This is a genomic window from Aliivibrio sp. S2TY2, from assembly GCF_028765525.1.
In the GTDB taxonomy this organism is placed as follows: domain Bacteria; phylum Pseudomonadota; class Gammaproteobacteria; order Enterobacterales; family Vibrionaceae; genus Aliivibrio; species Aliivibrio finisterrensis_A.
This window is the reverse complement of the sequence record NZ_JARACS010000005.1, coordinates 127,757-145,992: the sequence shown is the minus strand read 5'-3', so window position 1 is coordinate 145,992 and position 18,236 is coordinate 127,757. Positions and strand designations below refer to the sequence as shown.

The following is an 18,236-nucleotide window of genomic DNA, read 5'->3' as shown; positions in this document are numbered from 1 at the left end:
TATATATTGAATTATTGAACTTACTAAACAGAATAAAAGTGATATCTTTGCTTTATCTATGCCTACGAATAATAAACATGACTTTTAATAAATCCCATTTACAACATTACTTTCCTTTTTATCTTGCTGCGCTATTAACACTCACCCCTTGGGTTAGTTCACCAACCGCTTTAGTTATGGGGTTTGCTCTAGCAAGTTTTGGTTTTGTACCCACAACTTTTGCATTGGGAAAAGTCACTAAAAAATTATTAGCTTACTCTATTGTTGGTTTAGGGTTTGGTATTCAGCTGAATGAAGCAATAGAAGCAACTTCAAATGGAATTGGTATTATTTTATCAACCATTGTGGGCACACTCGTTCTAGGTTGGTTACTAGCACGATTGATGAAACTGGATAAAGTGACAGGCCATCTGATCGCATCGGGTACTGCTATTTGTGGCGGTAGCGCTATTGCTGCGGTTGCTCCTGCGATTAATGCTGATGAAGAATCTACAGGTCTTGCTTTAGCTACGGTATTTGTATTGAACTCAATTGCGCTATTCATCTTCCCTGTCATTGGCCATGCATTAGAGCTAAGCCAACACGCCTTTGGTACTTGGGCAGCTATTGCGATTCACGATACTTCATCCGTGGTTGGTGCCGCTTCTGCATACGGTGAAGAAGCGTTAAAAACCGCAACAACGCTTAAATTAGCGCGTGCATTATGGATTGTTCCTGTTGCCTTTATTAGTGCTTTGCTTTTTCGTAGCAACAGTAAAAAAATTACGATCCCTTACTTTATCCTTTTCTACTGCTTAGCTATTTTCATTAGTGATAATCTACCGCAGTTCAATCTAGTTTATGAAGGTATTTTTGATGTATCGAAAAAGCTATTAGTTCTGTGCTTATTCTTTATCGGCTGTGGTATATCAATTGAAAAAATCAAAGCGGCGGGCGCAAAACCGCTGATCTTTGGTGTTAGCTTGTGGGTTGTAATATCTACAACCTCTCTATTGTATATTATGAATTACGCTTCATAAGGCATTAAAAAGCTAACGTCGAATGCGTTAGCTTTATTCATTACTGATTAATACACTACACTATTCAACTAATGCTTCAGTCTTCTTAAAGTAATAATTTAATACCTTAATAATATCCATTTTATTGATATCTTCAGAGGTTAATACCAATTTAAGGTCTTTTTTCATTAACTTAATTAAAATAGCTCAATACCCACATCTAACTGCAAGTTCATGTACAGTTTACTCACCCTACTCGTACATTTAGGATTCGCTTCCATTCGTTGATAATGTGAAATAGCCTTGTTTAGATACTCTTGATGATCACTATCTGATAAATTCCACATATCGCTTCCAACAGACGTAATCGGTTTTGCTGCTTGATTACTAATATGCAGCACTTCATAGAAGCGTTTGTTCTCTTTAACTAATGTTTCTGATAGTAAACCAAAACCCATCTCTATCAACTCACATCTAACCATATAGTTATGTAATACCGGGCAAAGAATGAACTCCAGCTCAATATCACTATTACGTGTCTGAATAGAATGCACCAACTCAATCAACAAGTCCCCACCAACGCCTGCAATAATAATCAGGTTCTCTTTCCCTTTTATTAACGGTAGTTTCGCTACATCCATACAATGCACTTGCCACTGAGACTGAATTGCTGATGCGTGTTTTTGAAGCTGACTTTCAAGATCAACCATCAGCTCATCCACGACATCAACAAAGTGGATCACACTCTTAGGTTGTGAGCTCAGCAAAGCAACACCTAGTTGGCCATGATCACAACAGCAATCCCAAATATGATCATAGTGATCGGTAACTTTATTTTTTATGGTATCTAATCGAGAACTTAACTTCATTAGCCTGTATCAGTAGTAAAAATCAGCGACAGTATATAGTATTTTTTTCATAAAATTCAGGTAAGCTAGCTAATAGTATTTTTAATCCAATGGTAACTATGATGTATAAATTAATCGCACTGGATATGGATGGCACTCTGCTTAATTCAGATAAACAAATCTCAGCAGAAAACAAAGCAGCGATTGCTGCAGCTCGTGAAAAAGGCGTTGTGGTTGTATTAGCTTCAGGTCGCCCAATCAACGGAATGAAGTCACAACTTGAAGAATTAGGAATGACTACTGAGGACGACTATGTTCTTAGCTACAATGCCTCACTGGTTCAAAAAGTAAAAAGTGAAGAAGTGATCCGCAGCCAGATTATTACCGGTGAAGATGCTAAAGCCATCGCTAAACTGGCTAAAAAGCTTGGGGTTCATGTTCATGCTTTCTCTCAAGAAAAAGGCTTAATTACCCCACAATTAAATCATTACACCGAGCATGAATCTAGCATCACAGGTATGCCAATTACAGTTATTGATTTTGAAGAGCTAGCTGATGACGAACAAATCATGAAAGCGATGATGATTGATGAGCCAGAACTACTTTCAGCTGCCATCAAACAACTGCCAGCAGAACTATACAAAGAGTTTACTATTGTACAAAGTGCACCTTTCTTCTTGGAGTTTTTAAACCCTAACAGTAATAAAGGCGTCGGCGTAAAAGCACTGGCGGATCATCTTGGTATTACTGCAGATGAAGTTATTTGCATGGGCGATGCGGGCAATGACTGGCATATGATCAAATACGCTGGCCTTGGCGTTGCAATGGCGAACGCGACTGATGATATCAAAGAGATTGCGAACCATATTACCGTTAGTAATAATGACCACGGCGTAGCTAAAGTGATTGAAGAGTTTGTATTAAACGCTTAATTACTTACATTACGTTTGCCACTAAAAATAAATAACTAACAAACAAAACCCCAGAGTACTTTCACACTCTGGGGTTTTTATTTAACGTTAAACTAAACTGTTATTAGTTTACTCTAAGTTATTAAGCTTCTGATTCAACTAACTTCTCATCTTGATCATTGCCACTATTTTTCTTCTTTAGTGAAATAAGAATGAGAAAGTAAACATGAAGATTAATACAGTAGACTGCATTCAAAGTGCCGTAGCGTTATTGTAAACGATGAAGTTCTATCAGCTATCGCACCTGATAACGAGGTAATTAAGGTAGCATTTGAAATGCTAAGTTAGAGATGTCTAGTTTACTGCAACCATTCATTCTAGCTGAGATGATCGCCCTATTGAGTTCAGCATCATTTATTTAAAGCAAACAATCAATTAATGGCGTATATTCTGCGCCATTCAAATCAACCCTAAATCCAAAAATAAGAAAGTTATCTCTGATGTATTCCCAATGCCTTCACGTAAAAGGAAAGGTGTAACCAAGATAAACCACGCAGAAGCTAGAGAGTACAATGTTTGCGAAATTGTATGAAATAAATTAAAGACTCAAGTTCAATTTTCTCAACCTGAGCATGGGATATTCACAATAGGGACAAAAGTATATTCATACCGCGTTATGTAAAAAAGAGGTAAGCATTTAATCGAAAAAAACAGAAACATTTATTATTAATATATAAACAGTAAAACACTACTGGTCAATTTTTAAAATTTAACTAACTATCTGAGATTCCAAAATGAAAAAAATTACTACTTTTATCGCTGCTCTTACTCTTTCTGGTTGTGCTGCACCAACAATAACAACATTACCAGTATCAGAAGATACTAACGAGAACGGTTCTGTTGTTCTGGTAAGAAACGAACCATTGCAAATCCTGTCACCTAATCATTATGTACATATTGATGGAAATATTATAGCTAACGTTTCACAAACAGAGGTAAAGGAATTACCTTTAAAATCTGGATCATACACTTATACAACTTCATATGGTTTCTTTAGTAATACTCAGTATGAGCTAATCATCAAACCACATACTAAAGCTTACTTAATCTTAATGAATAAGAATGTATTAGAGGTTACTGAAGAAGGTTACAAAGAGTGTCAATCTCAACCATTTCTAACTGAACAGGTATGTTTAATGCAACACCTTAAGAAATTCACGATTGTAAAATAACAATATCTAAATATGATTATTACGATTTCACTAGCCTTTTACTTTCGTGCTTATTAAGATTTCCATAAAATGTTAAATGAAGAATCCCAACTTACAATGGTCCTCCGCTTAAATACTTTTCTTGAACAACAGTTAAAAGAACAGACAGAAGTATCAAGTAAGGCAATGAAAAAACTAACTTCTGAAATGTTAGACCTTACTGGTGCTTATGAGCAGTTAAATGTCATGTATGACTCTGAAAGAGGCAGAGCAAACCAAGCACAGGTACAGTACTCAGCAATGAAAGGAGTTGCTGAAGACTTACAGGAAGAGTTAGATGATGCAAATATGGAAATTGAAGATTTACAGGAAGACATTGAAGATTATAAAAATCAATTAAAGAACGTTAAAACTCCTGATGATTATGCAGAGTTAAATCAAATGTGCAACGCATACCGTCAAGCATCTGAGGACTTTGCAGCTGATCATTATGCACTTACTGATGAAATTATAGCACTGAAAAAAGAACGTACTCAATTAAGAAGACAGCATACAACATTACGTAATAGTGTTGCAGATAAAACACTAAAGCTTGAGAAAGCAAACCAAATAATTAGACAAGCTAATGCACGTATTAACGAATTAAAGCAATCTGGCGGTTCTGGTGAAACATTTGTATCAATTACTGACGCTTATTCATGGTTTGCCTTAACCCCTAACACAGCGACTAGAGAGGCGATAAAGAAACAATATAAACGCTTAAGTTCTATCTATCATCCAGATAAAGGTGGTAGTACTGAAATGAGCCAAATGATTAATAAAATGTACGTAACATTAAACTGTCGTCATAAGTAAGATTAACTCTAATTTTTAGGATATCTATTCGTGTGTAAATCTATTCATATTTCAGTATCAGCCTTAAATGGTCTATCTCGTTTCAACGCTCATTTAAATTCATCTATTAAAGACTTCAATGATTACGGTTGTAATGATGCACTTAAGGCTGCACTCAGAAGCGTAAAACCAAAAGAGTAACCATTAACGGATTGCCCTTTCTTATATCTAGTATTTCAATATTGATTCTTGTTTCATCAAATCAATATATTTACTAACTGAATCACTATCCTGTGTAGTGGTCTAATAGTTTCAGACACCTCTATAAGTTTTAGTTATTATGGCATTAGAGGTGAATATGAATAAGGAAATACACGTAGAACGCTTACTCTTGAGTATAAACAAGATGCGTTAAATTAGTTACAGTTCAAGGTTATTCAAGACATAAATCTGCTGACAGTTTGAATATTTCATTAAGCGCCATCACAACTTGGGTTAGGCAAGAGTCACTAACAAGTGATTCAAAAGAAGTTAAATCAGTCACATTAAACCTTTCAGAACGAAGTGAATTAGAGCACTTCAGAAAAGACAATCCACGCTTATTGATGGAGCTCGATATTATAAAAAAGGCCACAATCTTCTTTGTGAAGGAAAACGAATAAAATACCAATTTATTCAACAGCATAAAGAAGACTGGCCAATAACAATACTTTGCGCTGTCATGAATGTCGGTACGAGTTCTTTTTATACATAGCAAAAACAAAAAACGTCATTGATATCAATAGATTTAAGTTTAATGTTTCTGTAAAGGAAACCTTTAAAGAACATAAAATTACATTGGGTAGTCGGCGAATTGTTTCTGAATTAGCTAAAAAAGGGATCATTATTGGACGATACAAAGCCAGAATGACGATGCGCAGATTAGGGCTTGTGCCGAAGTATCCTAAGAAATTTAAAGTAACTATTGATAGCGTTCATAATTATAGGATTGAACCAAACAGGCTAGATCGTAAGTTATTAGTTAATAAGATAAATACTTGTTGAACAGCAGATATTACCTATATCCATACACATCAAGGATTTATTTATCTTGCTGTTGTTATGGAATTAGATTCACGACGAATTGTTGATTGGTCGATTGCAAACCGCATGAAAACATTTCTTTGTAACTCAGCCCTTCAAATGGCCTTTTGGCAAAGAAAGCCACCCACTGGTTTATTGCATCATTCTGATAGAGGAAGTCAATATACAAGCTATGAGTATCGTTCTTTAATGAACGATATGAAAATGAATATTAGCCTGAGTGGAAAAGGGGAATGCTGGGAAAACACAACAATCAACCATTAACATCCAAGAACTAATTTCTAAATTACAATTACAATCTAAAGAAGCATATCAAAACATGACCTTGAATATGGAACTGATTAGCCAATCCGTCTCAATGTCTGAATCAGTACAAGAATCTTTTTCTATTATTACCCAATCTGTTGGTGCTATTTCGGATATCAATACATTAGTTGCGACTGCTGCACCAGAGCAATCTTCAGTTACCGATGAAATAGCTCGAAACGTAGTAAATACATCTGACCTTATCAATGAAAATGTGGCTGCTATTAATCAAACTCAACAAGCCGCAACTGAACTTTCGCACTTATCAGCTTCGCAGCGAGATTCGTTATCGTTCTTCAAGCTTGGTCGAGAAAAGTCATGACATTAATTTGTAGCTCATTAATTTCATTTTTAGATTTGTGTAAGAACCGATTATTAGAAAATCAGCACATTCATTGTGTGTTTCAAATTGATACACATTCATTTCGAATAATTCAATATGAAGCAGAGAAACATCAAGCTCAGCGGGTCACTTTTACTGGTATACCTGAAACTGATAAATAAAAAATAACCCCCAGTAACCTATAGGCTGCAGGGGGTTACTCAAAGCAATTATTTACAATTAAGCTTCTGATTCAATTAACTTATCACCTTCATCGCCACCACTGTTTTTCTTTTTCAGTGAAATCAAGATAAGTGAACATACCATGCCAAGTACCGCTACCGTTAAACCAATACCAAAGATCATTTGATAGGCTTCAATCGCAGGGTAAGTATCGATAATCCAACCATTCAATGCATAAGCCCAGAACACAGAAGCATAAGCCGCAAACGAACCCACACTCATTGCAGAGCCGCTGTAATCTTTTGGTACTCCAGCTTCTGCTACTGGCGCTAAGATAATTCCTTTTGCTAAGAAGATACTGAATGAGAAGCACATTAGTAGCACCATGTTCATCATCAGCATGCCTTCAGTCTTAGGCAACGCAATAGTGACGCCTAAACAAACCGCTGTTAAGCCTAGTGCAAAGAACATCATTTTTATCGACGATTTAAATACGAAATCAGCAATCGAACCCGCAACTAAACCAGCAACTACGCCCATTGCACCTGTATTAATAATACCGAAGATAGCCGCTTGTGCTGTTGATAATCCAAATACCGCTTGTAGATAAGGAACCGTGTAAATTAAAGTGATGTAAATCCAATATACCGTTAGAGACGTAATAGCCGCTAACCATACCGTTGGCATCTTCAATACATGGAATAAACCTTTTAACGCTTCTTTGTTTTTGCTTTCACCTTGTTTGATTTCCATGTGGTTATCTGGCACAAATTTCCATACACAGAAAATCATAGGAAGAATAAGTAGCGTGTAGAAAACAATCGCGCCTTGGAATACAAGAATAGAGCCACCAACCAGTGCCATAATACCAACGATAGCTGCATTCATACTCATTTCCGCCGCGCGTCGCACAGATTCTAACAAGCCAAATGCCATCCCTTTGTTTCTATCACCTGACATTAACGTCACACCATTAACAACCGATGGCCAGAAAGCCGCATCAACTAGGCCCCAAATACCAGCGATAACCACTAATACACTAAAACCGGGTTGTAAGAAGATGATGACCATCATACTTATAAATCGAATACTCAAACTGGTGATTAAAATGGATTTTACAGAGAAACGGTTATTGACCCAGCCAGCCGGAATATAGAAGAACATTGCTGAACCTATCAGCGTAAACAAGATCCCCATTTGGGTATTGTCTATTTGCAGCACTTCTAATAGTAGGTTATAGAAGGTTCCCTTAAAGGCTTCAAAAGCCGAATAGATAATTTGGCCTGACATTACGACAGAAAAAAAGCCAAACAATTGATTTCGGCTAGTAAAGCCTATTTTTTCAAATAAGTTCATAGAGATAATCCTTTCACGTTATTGTTTTATTTTTTTATTATTATTTTTAAGCTTTGTATTTCGAAGGGAACTTATGCGCTATATCAGTACAAATACCATCAACTCCCCAGTTAAACAGTTCATTCGCACGCGCTAAATCATTAACCGTCCAGACATTAACTTTAATGCCAGACGCTTTGAATTTTTGTACCATTTCACGAGTTAGACCTTTCTCTTCAGGGTGAATATAATCTGCTTCGCACCATTCAATAATTGAATTCCAGTCATCCCATAAGTTATGACTTTCAAACAAACACGCAATTTTAGTTTGAGGACTTTTACGCTTAAACTCTGATAATACAAGGTGGTTAAAACTTGAAATAATCAACTCTCTCTCTGGTGCTAACTCTTTAAGAGCAATGATCAAGTTATCAATCAACAGATGACTTAGCTTCGCACTGGCTGAACACGACTTAATTTCAATGTTTAAATTCAGTTCTTTTTCGTTCGCCATTGTGATTAATTGTTGAACAGTAGGTAAACGCTCATCAATATAATCATCACTAAACCAGCTGCCTGCATCAATAGAAGATAAATCAGCGCTACTAATGTCACATAAGCGACCGCTTTTATCAGTACAACGGTCTAACGTATCATCATGAGAAATAATGACCGTACCGTCTTGAAGAATATCCACATCACATTCAAACCATTGAACACCATGATCTTTGCATAAAGAGAAAGCTGAAAGGGTATTTTCAGGGGCAAGAGAAGACATTCCACGATGCGCTATTAATGTTTTCATTGTTAACCTATTTTACGTGTTAGAAGATGGAAGCGATGATAACGCGAAGAGCATGACATAAATGTGACACAAACGAACATAATGCGCATTCGAACGTTCGAATTGGAGCTTTATCTGCTTTTTTGTCTAACAGTTAACATTATTAATTACGGTAAGATACTGATAACGTAGAACTAAATTAGGCTCTCCCCTCAAAATAAACAAAATCAGTAACTATGAGTATTTATCAGACATAAAAAAACCGCCAACTCATCAAAGAAATAGCGGTTAATGTATACCCAAGTAACCTCAAGGTGCTTGGTTCAGCATCTTGAAGTCACTTGGGTATAGAGTGCAGATCACCAGTAAGAATAAAGACAGTTACATAATAAAAACGATAGCTTTAACTTTTTCTGAACTGTTATTGCTAAATAGTAATTCTGACTCTTGAGTTATTTTAAGCCCATCACCAGAACTTAGCTCCCTTTCACCAACTGACAACCCATCATTAATGCTTTGTACAAAGACCTTTTTACCTAACTCAATAGAAAGTGATTGCTGAGTATTGGGCTCTAAAATAAGCTGCTTTATTACCGCATTTTGCTTAATTAAAAATGAGCCTCCACTCGCTGTTGGCGTTGCTATATCTACAAAGCCTTGTTCTTGAGGGAAAGGTTTCTGTTGATAGCTCGGCTCACCATTAAATACATTCGGTTGTATCCAGATTTGCAATAAATGCAATTCTTCATTTGAAGAGGGATTAAACTCACTGTGCTGAACCCCAGCCCCTGCAGACATCAACTGATATTCACCAGGTACAAGCTTCTCACTTTGTCCCATACTGTCTTTATGGGCAATTGCACCTGACAACACAACGGTTAAGATTTCCATATTTTCATGACTATGAGTTGCAAAGCCACCTTCAGGTTTAATTCGGTCTTCATTAATCACTCGCAATGGACCAAACCCCATATGATTCACATCATAGTAGTGACCAAAGGAGAAGGTATGCTTTGCATTCAACCAACCAAAATTTGCACTACCACGCTCATTCGCTTTTCTTAATTCAAACATCATCTTCTCCTTTATCTACAAGCCAACTATTAACTCAACGTTATTTTTGTACCGTTAGTCGATCTGCTAACCAGTTATCCACCGCTACTTTACCGCCACCAGATAACATCAAAGAAACACTCGCTGCCAATAATGCTAAACCAAACTCATAACCACCATTAGACATAAACAATCCATTAGGTAAGTGAACGCTTACAATCGCAATCAACATAGTAAATGCCAATACCAACGCCGATGGTCGAGTCAGCAAACCAAGAATGAGAAAGAGGCCACCAAAAAACTCAGCACTGCCTGCTAAAAATGCCATTGCGACACCCGGTGCTAGTCCAATCGATTCAAAGAACTGCCCAGTGCCAGATAAACCATAGCCGCCAAACCACGCAAACAGTTTTTGAGCGCCATGAGCCATAAAGATAATGCCCACAGGAATACGAAGCGCTAATGTGTTAAACCCTGCGTTTGAAGCTAATAGTTGTTCAATTTTCTGTTTCATTTTATTTCCTTACCAATTAAGTCTAAGAGAAGATCCCTCTGTCATTGCTAATCAGTATAGATAATCGGTTCATAAAGAAAATTGGAAGTATTTGAGCTTACCGTTCAAATTTTTTGAATATAAAAATTGGCATGATAAGGTAAGAGGTCTAGTATTAATTCAATTCTGTCAGATTACGACTCAATATAGATTGAATAAGGATCGTCATGCAATCACCCATTACGCTGGATGCACTAAGAGCATTAGATGCCATAGATAGAAAAGGCAGTTTTGCCGCTGCAGCTAAATCCTTATTCAAAGTCCCTTCAGCACTCACTTATACCATTAAAAAGCTCGAAGATGACCTTCATGTGATTTTGTTTGATCGCTCAAAACAGAAAGCCCAACTGACCTCTGCAGGTAAATTGATCCTAGAGCAAGGACGAGAAATTCTAATCGCCACCGATAAGTTAGAATCGGCAGTAAAGCAGCTTGATTCTGGGTGGGAAAGAAACATTACCATCTCAAGAGATACCATTATCCCGCTAGCTCCTTTGCTAGAGTCTATTCTTGAGTTCAATAAATTAGAACATGATACCAATATTACTATTTCTGAAGAATCACTCGGTGGCGGTTGGGATGCGCTGCATAGTAATCGAACCGACATCGCCATTGGCGTTTCAGATCACTTACCAAAAGGGGAATATCAAATTAAAGAGATTGGTAGAGTCGATTTTTTATTTGCAGTAAGTCAGAGTCATCCTTTGGCCCTCATAGAACGGCCTATTGATATCAGTGATTTGTTGCTTTATCCCTCTTTAATTGTATCTGATTCTTCCTTATTACTGCCTACCAGAGACACTGGTCTATTTAAGAGCAAACAACAAATTCGCTTTAAAACCATGCAGGCTAAAATTGAGGCTCAGACAATGGGGCTTGGTGTTGGTTTTTTACCTCGCCATTTAATTAAACAACAACTAAACGACGGTATTTTGATTGAGAAGAAATGCACAGTGCCAAGAGTTAACCCGCCTTTATTTATTGCATGGCATAAAGATAATGATGGCAAAGCGTGCGAATGGTTTGCAAGAGAGTTAATGCATAAAAAGTGGCTGTAACCTATTTTATAACGATCATTGAAAGCATTGATTATTGGCAAGTAAATGCACTGAATTAATTAGATCGTAAAGAAATAGAGCACATTAATTAAAATGTGCTGCACCATTATAAATGTAAGTAATACTCCCTCTTATCTTGATACATAGACTCATCAGCAATAGTGAACATTTTAAACAAATCAGTATTATCTGAGCATGACCAACCAATAGAGTAATGCGCATCATACGCTTTTCCTTCTTTATCAAAGAATTTTAAGCTCTCTTGACTTACTTGTAGTTGTTCAGCCAAGAGTGTGCATTCTTTTCTGGTCATTCCCTTAGTTAAAAGAGCAAACTCATCACCACCTATTCGATAAAGAGAGTCATTTTCACTTAATAATGCTGAAATGTGAGAACTACTTGTTCTGATTAACTCATCACCTAAGTCATGACCATATTGATCATTAATTGCTTTGAGTCCATTTACATCTAATATGAATAATCCAAAATTCCATTCTGCTTTTGAATCTCTATAGCGTTTTTGATAATGCGCTAAATCTTCATCGAAAGCCTTACGATTCCCACATTGCAATAATGCATCACTTCTTGCTACATCAACGAGCTCCAACCATGATGAAAGTTGTTTAACAAACAGCTTAAATACTAATTGGTTTGCTTCTAATTGAGGGCTAGACACAAAACGCAAACTGGCTAGAAATTTATCCTTACTAGATAATATTTGAATCCCTTCGTTATCTCCTAGCGGTTTAAATTGTAGCTGCCACTGAGTATCAGAGAACAAATGCTGTAACTGAGCCTCTACTTTCTGAGGTAAATCATGATAACTCAATGCTTTGTATGCTGAACCAAATTCTATCACTGCAGCTAAACTGTTCTTATTCAGCTCCTCTCTAGTTAATGCGTCGCTAAGCTGAGCTGTTTGTTTTGATACTTGAACCTCAAGTTCTTGATTAAAATTAGAGAGCTTTCTATTGCTTCGCTCAATAACTTTTTTAGAATCATTTAATTCATCATTTTTATTTTTAAGTTCATTCAATTGATTTCGAATAGTGATACTCATTTTACTTAATACTAATGCCATTCGATCAAATTCTGAGAATTGAAATGTTCTATCCTTAACTTCTTTATTTGAGGCATAACTGACAATCGTATCTTCCATACCAACAAACTCTTTAGAGATCCAACGAGTGATCCCCATTGCAATAAAAAGAACGGTAACAAAAGTCCACCCAATAACAGTAAATAAGGCCAGTAAAGAAGATTTCATCTCTTTAAGGCGTTCCACATCCGAAAATTGATAGGTAATATCAAGCGCTAATGGCGATGAAAATGACGAATTATTCAATACGAAAATTCGCTCTAAAATACCACTTTCTGACATCTCAGATTTTACATTTTCATGCGTATCTAAATGCTGACTTAAATTAAAGCTTTCGTCTTTTAATAAGAAATGCTGAAAACTCTGCTCTATGGTATCAAACGATATTAGAACAACGACGTAACCAGATGCACGATAACGGCCAGCCCCCTCTAAATTATAAGCTAGCATAGGGGTAACTAAAGCAATGCCTTTGGCTGTATGTATCCCTTTAATTAAATTGGACTCTGTATAGAAATGAGCCTTTGTTAAACCTTGTTCATATATCGATTTATCGACACTTATTTCTCTTAATAATTGGCTATTTTCAAAATGATATGGACGACCATTAAGATCATATAAAGGCTCCCATTTATCATTCAAAATATAAACACTATTAATCAATCCTGATAGTTCACTAAAACGAACGAGATTATGCGTCACAACGCTGGAATATAAAATATTATCTAATGCTTGGATATTAAATCGATCTCGAGATAACCAATTTAAGCTTTGTTGGATACGATCAAACTCCACAACTATCTCTTGCGCAATGGTCGATACTGCATTTTGAATTTGATGCTCTTTTTGGCTTAATAATTGGTCGCTAATACGACTAGTCAAAAATTGACTAATAAAGATCAATGGCGCAAGTGAAGCGATAAGCAAAACATAAGTAAATGCCTTACGTAAGCTAAAATAAGGACGAGAAATCATAATCCTTCCACTTTCGTTGTAAATCGATCAATGATATTTCTTATGTATTCCATCGTTTCGTTTGCAGGCATACCATCAGAATGACGTGAAGCACCTCTAGCTAACGCCTCCCACACAAATGAAACTCGTAAACTCGTTGGCATTGGTTGAGATTGTAAGTATTGTTGATAAACAGCATTCATTATTTTTTTATTAGGTACTATGACTGTTTGATTCACTTCTGTTGATGCTGATATATATTGATACTCATTAATTAATCTAGTTAAAAACTCTTTATCTTGAGCCAATTGCATTAACTGCTTAATCATGACTCTTTTTTCAGGGTCTTGAAAGCTCGTTTTTGTCATGGTTAATACTTTACCACCAGATAATGACTGCATTGGGATCCCTTGATAACTAGGTAATGAAGTGATCCCTAAATTACTTCCAAACTCTTCAATTAAATTACTCACAGCCCAATCGCCATCGATTAAATACGATGCTTTATGATCAATAAATAATTGACGGCTACATAAACTATTACACTCATTATTCAGGTGATTAAGCTGTGCTAAATTATAATAAAACGTAAGTGCTTCTGAGCATTTCTCATCATCAAAATGAAGCTGGTCTAGAGGTATATTGGGATGAAACAGACTGAAAAACGCTGAGAAGAAATACATATCTTTTACGCTATAACTAATATGTATTTTATCCGGTTCTTTTTCAGACAAAACTTGCAGTTGCTCCCATGTCGTAATCGGCGTCGTAATCTTGCTCTTATCATAAAAAAGCATTAGGTGATTACCAAGAAACAAAGGGAGCCCCATATAACTATCACCAACCATTGCACTTTGTTTTGCTGCTGGTTCTAATTGATCTTGTTTAATCCATACTTTAGGAATAGGCGTAATTCCTATGAATTTATGCAAGCCTAAAAAATCAGACGGAACCCATGCTACATCTGGCATATAATTTTTCGATCTTGATGCCAATAATAACTCAGCTTTCATTTCATCAATGGAGAACTTACGAATCATTAATTGATTGCCTGTTCTCGCTTCAAATTCTTTCGCAAGTTTTTGATCGACGTTGTCACCAAATGCACTCCAAAACTCAAGCATTCCGGCCTGTGAAGAAAATGAAAATAAGATACTGATTAGAATAAGCAATTTTGGCATAACAATAAGGGTACTTTAGGTGATATTTTAATAAACGACGATAAATACGATACATATAATGCATTTATCTTAGCATAGCTCAACGCTAAATCAGTGATTGTTTTGCTTAGCTTTATCGATAACTGCTATTTGACGCCTTGCTGAAAATAAAAGCGCCTCAGAACTACTAACATCTTTACATTTCCAAAATAGAAATAAGTACTTCGCATACTTTCACTAAAAGAAATGGCACTATTCCATTAGAATAAACCCATACTAATAAAAAGGGTTTTATCATGAGTCAAGAACGTTTCTATAGCATCATTACCGACGCAAACCTTTCTCCAAAACAGAAATCACAATATTTAGCCTTAGAAGCTGAGGCTAGCTTGCCTTATATGGAGATTGACTCTGATACTCAACAAGCACTGGATGATGGCATTCTGTGTGATATGTTTGAGGGCCACGCCCCTTTTAAACCTCGTTATGTATTGCCTGATTACGCAAAGTTTTTATCTCAAGGTTCAAAATACCTAGAGCTATCTGCGGCCGAAGATTTTGATGATGCATTAAATTTACTCACTATCATTTATCATCATGTCCCTTCTGTTACTTCTATCCCTGTTTATCTTGGCCAACTTGATACTGTGCTTATGCCTTTTGTTGGTACCCTTAGTGATGAAGAAATTTACCAAAAAATAAAACGATTTTGGATAATGCTTGATCGCACGCTTCCTGATGCCTTCATGCACGTAAACATTGGCCCTACAGATAATATTATTTGTCGTACTATTTTGCGTGTTGATGCTGAATTAAAGCAAATTGCTCCTAACTTAACCTTTATGTACGACGCTGAAATCACACCAGATGACCTGCTTCGTCAAGCGGCTGCAAATATTTGTGAGTGCAGTAAACCTCACATTGCAAATTACCCAGTACATGCAAAAGCGTACAATAACACCGGCTTTGGCATCGTCAGTTGCTACAACTCGCTACCGTTAGCGGGTGGCTCTAATACTCTTGTCCGCATGAATTTAAAAGAAGTGGCTAAAAAAGCCCAAAATAAAGCGGACTTTGTTAATAACGTGCTGCCTAATTACTGCAACGTTATGTTTGGCTTAATTAATACAAGAAGTTCATTCTTGCATGAAAAATCAAATTTCTTTGAAGGTTTTTTAACCAAAGAAGGGTTAATTAGTGAAGACCGATTCGCACCAATGTTTGGCATTTACGGTATGGCTGAAGCCGTTGATATTCTTATGGCAAAAGAAGGCATTGCAGCAAAATACGGTCATGATGAAATGGCAAACCAATTAGGCCACGCTATTTCAAAACAACTCTCAGAGATCGTTGATTCAACCGAGGTAAAACACGGCTATCACGGGAAAGCACTGCTTCATGCACAAGGTGGCATTAGCTTAGATCTTGATGTGACTCCAGGTGTTCGCATCCCTTATGGCACAGAGCCAGATCCAGTATCTTATGTGCAAGCCACTGCTGAACACCACCAATATTACACCTCTGGTGTCAGTGATATTTTGACCATTGATGAAACGGTTAAATCAAACCCTGAAGCAATGTTTAACCTAGCAAAAGGCGCACTGCAATTAGGCTATCGTGAGTTTACCGCTAATGTTGCTTCTAACGATTTAGTTCGTATTACAGGTTACATGGTAAAACTGTCTGATATCGCTAAGTACGACGCTGAAGGCTCTCGAACCAATACGACGTTTTTAGGAGCAGAAGCGGCGAAAAACACTGAAGTATTGAATCGTACACCTCGTGTTGTGGCGCTAGAAATGACACCTGCATACGCAGAATAAGAAGTCTTTACTATGGTTAACGCTGAACTTTTTTCTGGCGATAACATCAACGACAACAAAACAGGATTGGTCAGTAAAATACTGACCTTTTCTTGTGTTGATGGCCCAGGAAACCGCCTTGTGATCTTCTTACAAGGCTGTAATTACGATTGTATAACTTGTCATAACCCTCACACCATTAATCACTGTGATCATTGTGGTGATTGCGTAGAGCCATGCCCAACAGGTGCATTAACCTTTGATGATTCACCAAACAAGAAAGTTATATGGGATGAAGCGCTGTGTACTCAATGTGATAAATGCATTGATCTCTGCCCAAGTAAATCAAACCCAAAAATAACAACGTATACGGTCGGAAAACTAATTGAATTCACCAAAAAACACGCCCCGTTTTTAAGTGGTGTTACGATTTCTGGTGGTGAAGCGACCCTACAATTACCTTTCATTATTGAATACTTTAAAGCCATCAAATCCGAAAAATCATTAAGTCACCTTACTTGTTTCATAGACAGCAATGGCAGTCTGTCTGAGCAAGGTTGGACGAAAATTCTACCCTATTTAGATGGGGCTATGATTGACTTAAAAGCATGGCAAAATGACACGCATCTATGGTTAGTCGGTAGAGAGAATCATCGCGTATTACACTCGATCAATCTATTAGCTAAACACGATAAATTGCACGAAGTTCGGCTGTTGTACATTCCAAATAAAACCGATTTATTGTGCGAAATCGATGCTATTAGTGAGTATTTAAAGACATTACCCGAATATATCACTATCCGTTTAAATGCATTCCAACATCATGGCGTAATTGGTGAAGCGCTAGGGTGGGATAAATGCAGTAAAGTACAGATGGAAGAGTTTGAAGCCAAGTTAGTAACTCGATTGGGGCGTTCAGTGATCACCCCATCGATTTATACTTAATGTTTTATAAAACAAGAATAATAAATAATTACTTAAAGAAAACCGCCGTTAAATAGCGATTATTAAGTCCTTTAGTCACTATTGAGCGCATTCGATAAAACAACGCGCTCGGTTTTTTAATATAGTGCTTCACAATATTCCGCCCCACCCCTTGTGAGCGGTTTTCTTTAGATTCTTTTTTCGAAAACAATCCTTTAAATTCCCAATGCTGAATCTGCTCAAAGGTCTCACCTGGTTGGTAATTTGAAGCTGAAAACAGACGATAAAAAGAGGCGACGGTAAAATCATGCAAATGGTGAGGATTCCCATCAACCGTTGGTGTGGTCGGAACCGATGCGATCATAACCCCCTGTTCATTCAACTGAGTTAATAAGTGCGTTACCATTTTTTGAGGTTCAGGCACATGCTCTATGGTTTCTAAGCTAATGATAGTATCAAAGTGCTGAAAACCGCCCTCTTTACTAACTAATTGAAAATCCATACCGTTACCGCATTCGTAACGTAAGTTATCCGCTTGATAATGCTCCCTGGCATAGTTAATCGCCATTGGGTCAACATCAACACCAACAAATTGTTTATCAGGATGAGCCTCTGCCATTAATGCAGTGCCATAACCACAGCCACACGCAATATCTAAAATAGAGCTGCCACGTAACTGCTCAGAGGCAAATTGATAACGCTCTAAATGTATATCCAACACATCTTGATGACCTTTATCATCTTGGTTCAACTGTTTTGGGTATATGCGTTCTAAAGAGTGCTCTGCGGTGATCTGTTCTTGTGGTAAATCCATTTTA

The 18,236-nt window shown here is 36.9% G+C and carries 19 protein-coding genes; 11 read left to right on the top strand and 8 right to left on the bottom strand.

Annotated elements, in window-relative coordinates; genetic code table 11:
- The first annotated feature begins 77 nt into the window (after nucleotides 1-77).
- Nucleotides 78-1,019, top strand: coding sequence for a YeiH family protein (locus tag PVK63_RS10280; RefSeq protein WP_130045240.1), 942 nt, complete (start codon nucleotides 78-80; stop codon nucleotides 1,017-1,019).
- A gap of 176 nt (nucleotides 1,020-1,195) precedes the next feature.
- Here the strand turns inward: PVK63_RS10280 and PVK63_RS10275 are convergent, their stop codons facing one another.
- Nucleotides 1,196-1,867 carry a tRNA (adenine(22)-N(1))-methyltransferase gene (locus tag PVK63_RS10275; RefSeq protein WP_274440418.1) on the bottom strand — a complete coding sequence of 224 codons (672 nt, stop codon included), beginning with the start codon at nucleotides 1,865-1,867 and terminating at the stop codon, nucleotides 1,196-1,198.
- A gap of 101 nt (nucleotides 1,868-1,968) precedes the next feature.
- On the opposite strand from PVK63_RS10275, the gene yidA reads away from it, so the two are divergent.
- The 7 genes from yidA (at nucleotide 1,969) to PVK63_RS10245 (ending at nucleotide 6,513) form a co-directional block, all read left to right on the top strand.
- The gene (yidA, locus tag PVK63_RS10270; RefSeq protein ID WP_274440456.1) at nucleotides 1,969-2,778 is read left to right on the top strand and encodes a sugar-phosphatase; all 810 of its coding nucleotides are present in this window, start codon (nucleotides 1,969-1,971) and stop codon (nucleotides 2,776-2,778) included.
- Nucleotides 2,779-3,551: 773 nt separating this feature from the next.
- Complete coding sequence (locus PVK63_RS10265) at nucleotides 3,552-3,989, top strand: hypothetical protein (RefSeq protein ID WP_274440417.1); 438 nt, start codon at nucleotides 3,552-3,554, stop codon at nucleotides 3,987-3,989.
- A gap of 69 nt (nucleotides 3,990-4,058) precedes the next feature.
- A complete protein-coding gene (locus PVK63_RS10260; RefSeq protein WP_274440416.1) occupies nucleotides 4,059-4,823 on the top strand; it encodes a J domain-containing protein in 765 nt (254 codons plus the stop codon).
- A 30-nt stretch (nucleotides 4,824-4,853) separates the two neighbouring features.
- The gene (locus PVK63_RS10255; RefSeq protein WP_274440415.1) at nucleotides 4,854-5,003 is read left to right on the top strand and encodes a hypothetical protein; all 150 of its coding nucleotides are present in this window, start codon (nucleotides 4,854-4,856) and stop codon (nucleotides 5,001-5,003) included.
- 510 nt (nucleotides 5,004-5,513) lie between these two features.
- A complete protein-coding gene (locus PVK63_RS20045) occupies nucleotides 5,514-5,846 on the top strand; it encodes an IS3 family transposase (protein WP_443111689.1) in 333 nt (110 codons plus the stop codon).
- A 57-nt stretch (nucleotides 5,847-5,903) separates the two neighbouring features.
- Nucleotides 5,904-6,149, top strand: a complete 246-nt coding sequence (locus tag PVK63_RS10250) for a DDE-type integrase/transposase/recombinase (RefSeq protein WP_274440414.1) — start codon at nucleotides 5,904-5,906, stop codon at nucleotides 6,147-6,149.
- Nucleotides 6,106-6,513: a hypothetical protein gene (locus PVK63_RS10245; protein WP_274440413.1), complete on the top strand. Its 408-nt coding sequence runs from the start codon at nucleotides 6,106-6,108 to the stop codon at nucleotides 6,511-6,513. Before PVK63_RS10250 ends, PVK63_RS10245 begins: the two co-directional genes overlap by 44 nt.
- Before the next feature lie 240 nt (nucleotides 6,514-6,753).
- Here PVK63_RS10245 and PVK63_RS10240 read toward each other — a convergent pair whose 3' ends face one another.
- The 4 genes from PVK63_RS10240 to PVK63_RS10225 all read right to left on the bottom strand — a co-directional run bounded on the left by PVK63_RS10240 (nucleotide 6,754) and on the right by PVK63_RS10225 (nucleotide 10,382).
- A complete protein-coding gene (locus PVK63_RS10240; RefSeq protein ID WP_274440412.1) occupies nucleotides 6,754-8,052 on the bottom strand; it encodes an MFS transporter in 1,299 nt (432 codons plus the stop codon).
- A gap of 46 nt (nucleotides 8,053-8,098) precedes the next feature.
- Entirely contained in the window at nucleotides 8,099-8,836 is a 738-nt protein-coding gene (locus tag PVK63_RS10235; RefSeq protein ID WP_274440411.1) for a glycerophosphodiester phosphodiesterase family protein, read from the bottom strand.
- A 360-nt stretch (nucleotides 8,837-9,196) separates the two neighbouring features.
- Nucleotides 9,197-9,889: a pirin family protein gene (locus PVK63_RS10230; protein WP_274440455.1), complete on the bottom strand. Its 693-nt coding sequence runs from the start codon at nucleotides 9,887-9,889 to the stop codon at nucleotides 9,197-9,199.
- Between the two features lie 40 nt (nucleotides 9,890-9,929).
- A complete protein-coding gene (locus tag PVK63_RS10225) occupies nucleotides 9,930-10,382 on the bottom strand; it encodes a DoxX family protein (RefSeq protein WP_274440410.1) in 453 nt (150 codons plus the stop codon).
- Nucleotides 10,383-10,588: 206 nt separating this feature from the next.
- On the opposite strand from PVK63_RS10225, the gene PVK63_RS10220 reads away from it, so the two are divergent.
- Entirely contained in the window at nucleotides 10,589-11,479 is an 891-nt protein-coding gene (locus tag PVK63_RS10220) for a LysR family transcriptional regulator (RefSeq protein WP_274440409.1), read from the top strand.
- A gap of 106 nt (nucleotides 11,480-11,585) precedes the next feature.
- Here the strand turns inward: PVK63_RS10220 and PVK63_RS10215 are convergent, their stop codons facing one another.
- Together PVK63_RS10215 and PVK63_RS10210 are read right to left on the bottom strand one after the other, a co-directional pair.
- Nucleotides 11,586-13,553: a GGDEF domain-containing protein gene (locus PVK63_RS10215; protein WP_274440408.1), complete on the bottom strand. Its 1,968-nt coding sequence runs from the start codon at nucleotides 13,551-13,553 to the stop codon at nucleotides 11,586-11,588.
- Nucleotides 13,550-14,713 carry a sugar ABC transporter substrate-binding protein gene (locus PVK63_RS10210; RefSeq protein WP_274440407.1) on the bottom strand — a complete coding sequence of 388 codons (1,164 nt, stop codon included), beginning with the start codon at nucleotides 14,711-14,713 and terminating at the stop codon, nucleotides 13,550-13,552. Before PVK63_RS10210 ends, PVK63_RS10215 begins: the two co-directional genes overlap by 4 nt.
- 275 nt (nucleotides 14,714-14,988) lie before the next feature.
- Here PVK63_RS10210 and PVK63_RS10205 point away from each other — a divergent pair, with 275 nt between their 5' ends.
- Complete coding sequence (locus PVK63_RS10205; protein WP_274440406.1) at nucleotides 14,989-16,515, top strand: YjjI family glycine radical enzyme; 1,527 nt, start codon at nucleotides 14,989-14,991, stop codon at nucleotides 16,513-16,515.
- A 12-nt stretch (nucleotides 16,516-16,527) separates the two neighbouring features.
- Nucleotides 16,528-17,439, top strand: coding sequence for a YjjW family glycine radical enzyme activase (locus PVK63_RS10200; RefSeq protein WP_274440404.1), 912 nt, complete (start codon nucleotides 16,528-16,530; stop codon nucleotides 17,437-17,439).
- A gap of 28 nt (nucleotides 17,440-17,467) precedes the next feature.
- On the opposite strand, the gene PVK63_RS10195 is transcribed toward PVK63_RS10200, so the two are convergent.
- Nucleotides 17,468-18,232 carry a class I SAM-dependent methyltransferase gene (locus PVK63_RS10195; protein ID WP_274440403.1) on the bottom strand — a complete coding sequence of 255 codons (765 nt, stop codon included), beginning with the start codon at nucleotides 18,230-18,232 and terminating at the stop codon, nucleotides 17,468-17,470.
- Nucleotides 18,233-18,236 lie beyond the last annotated feature (4 nt).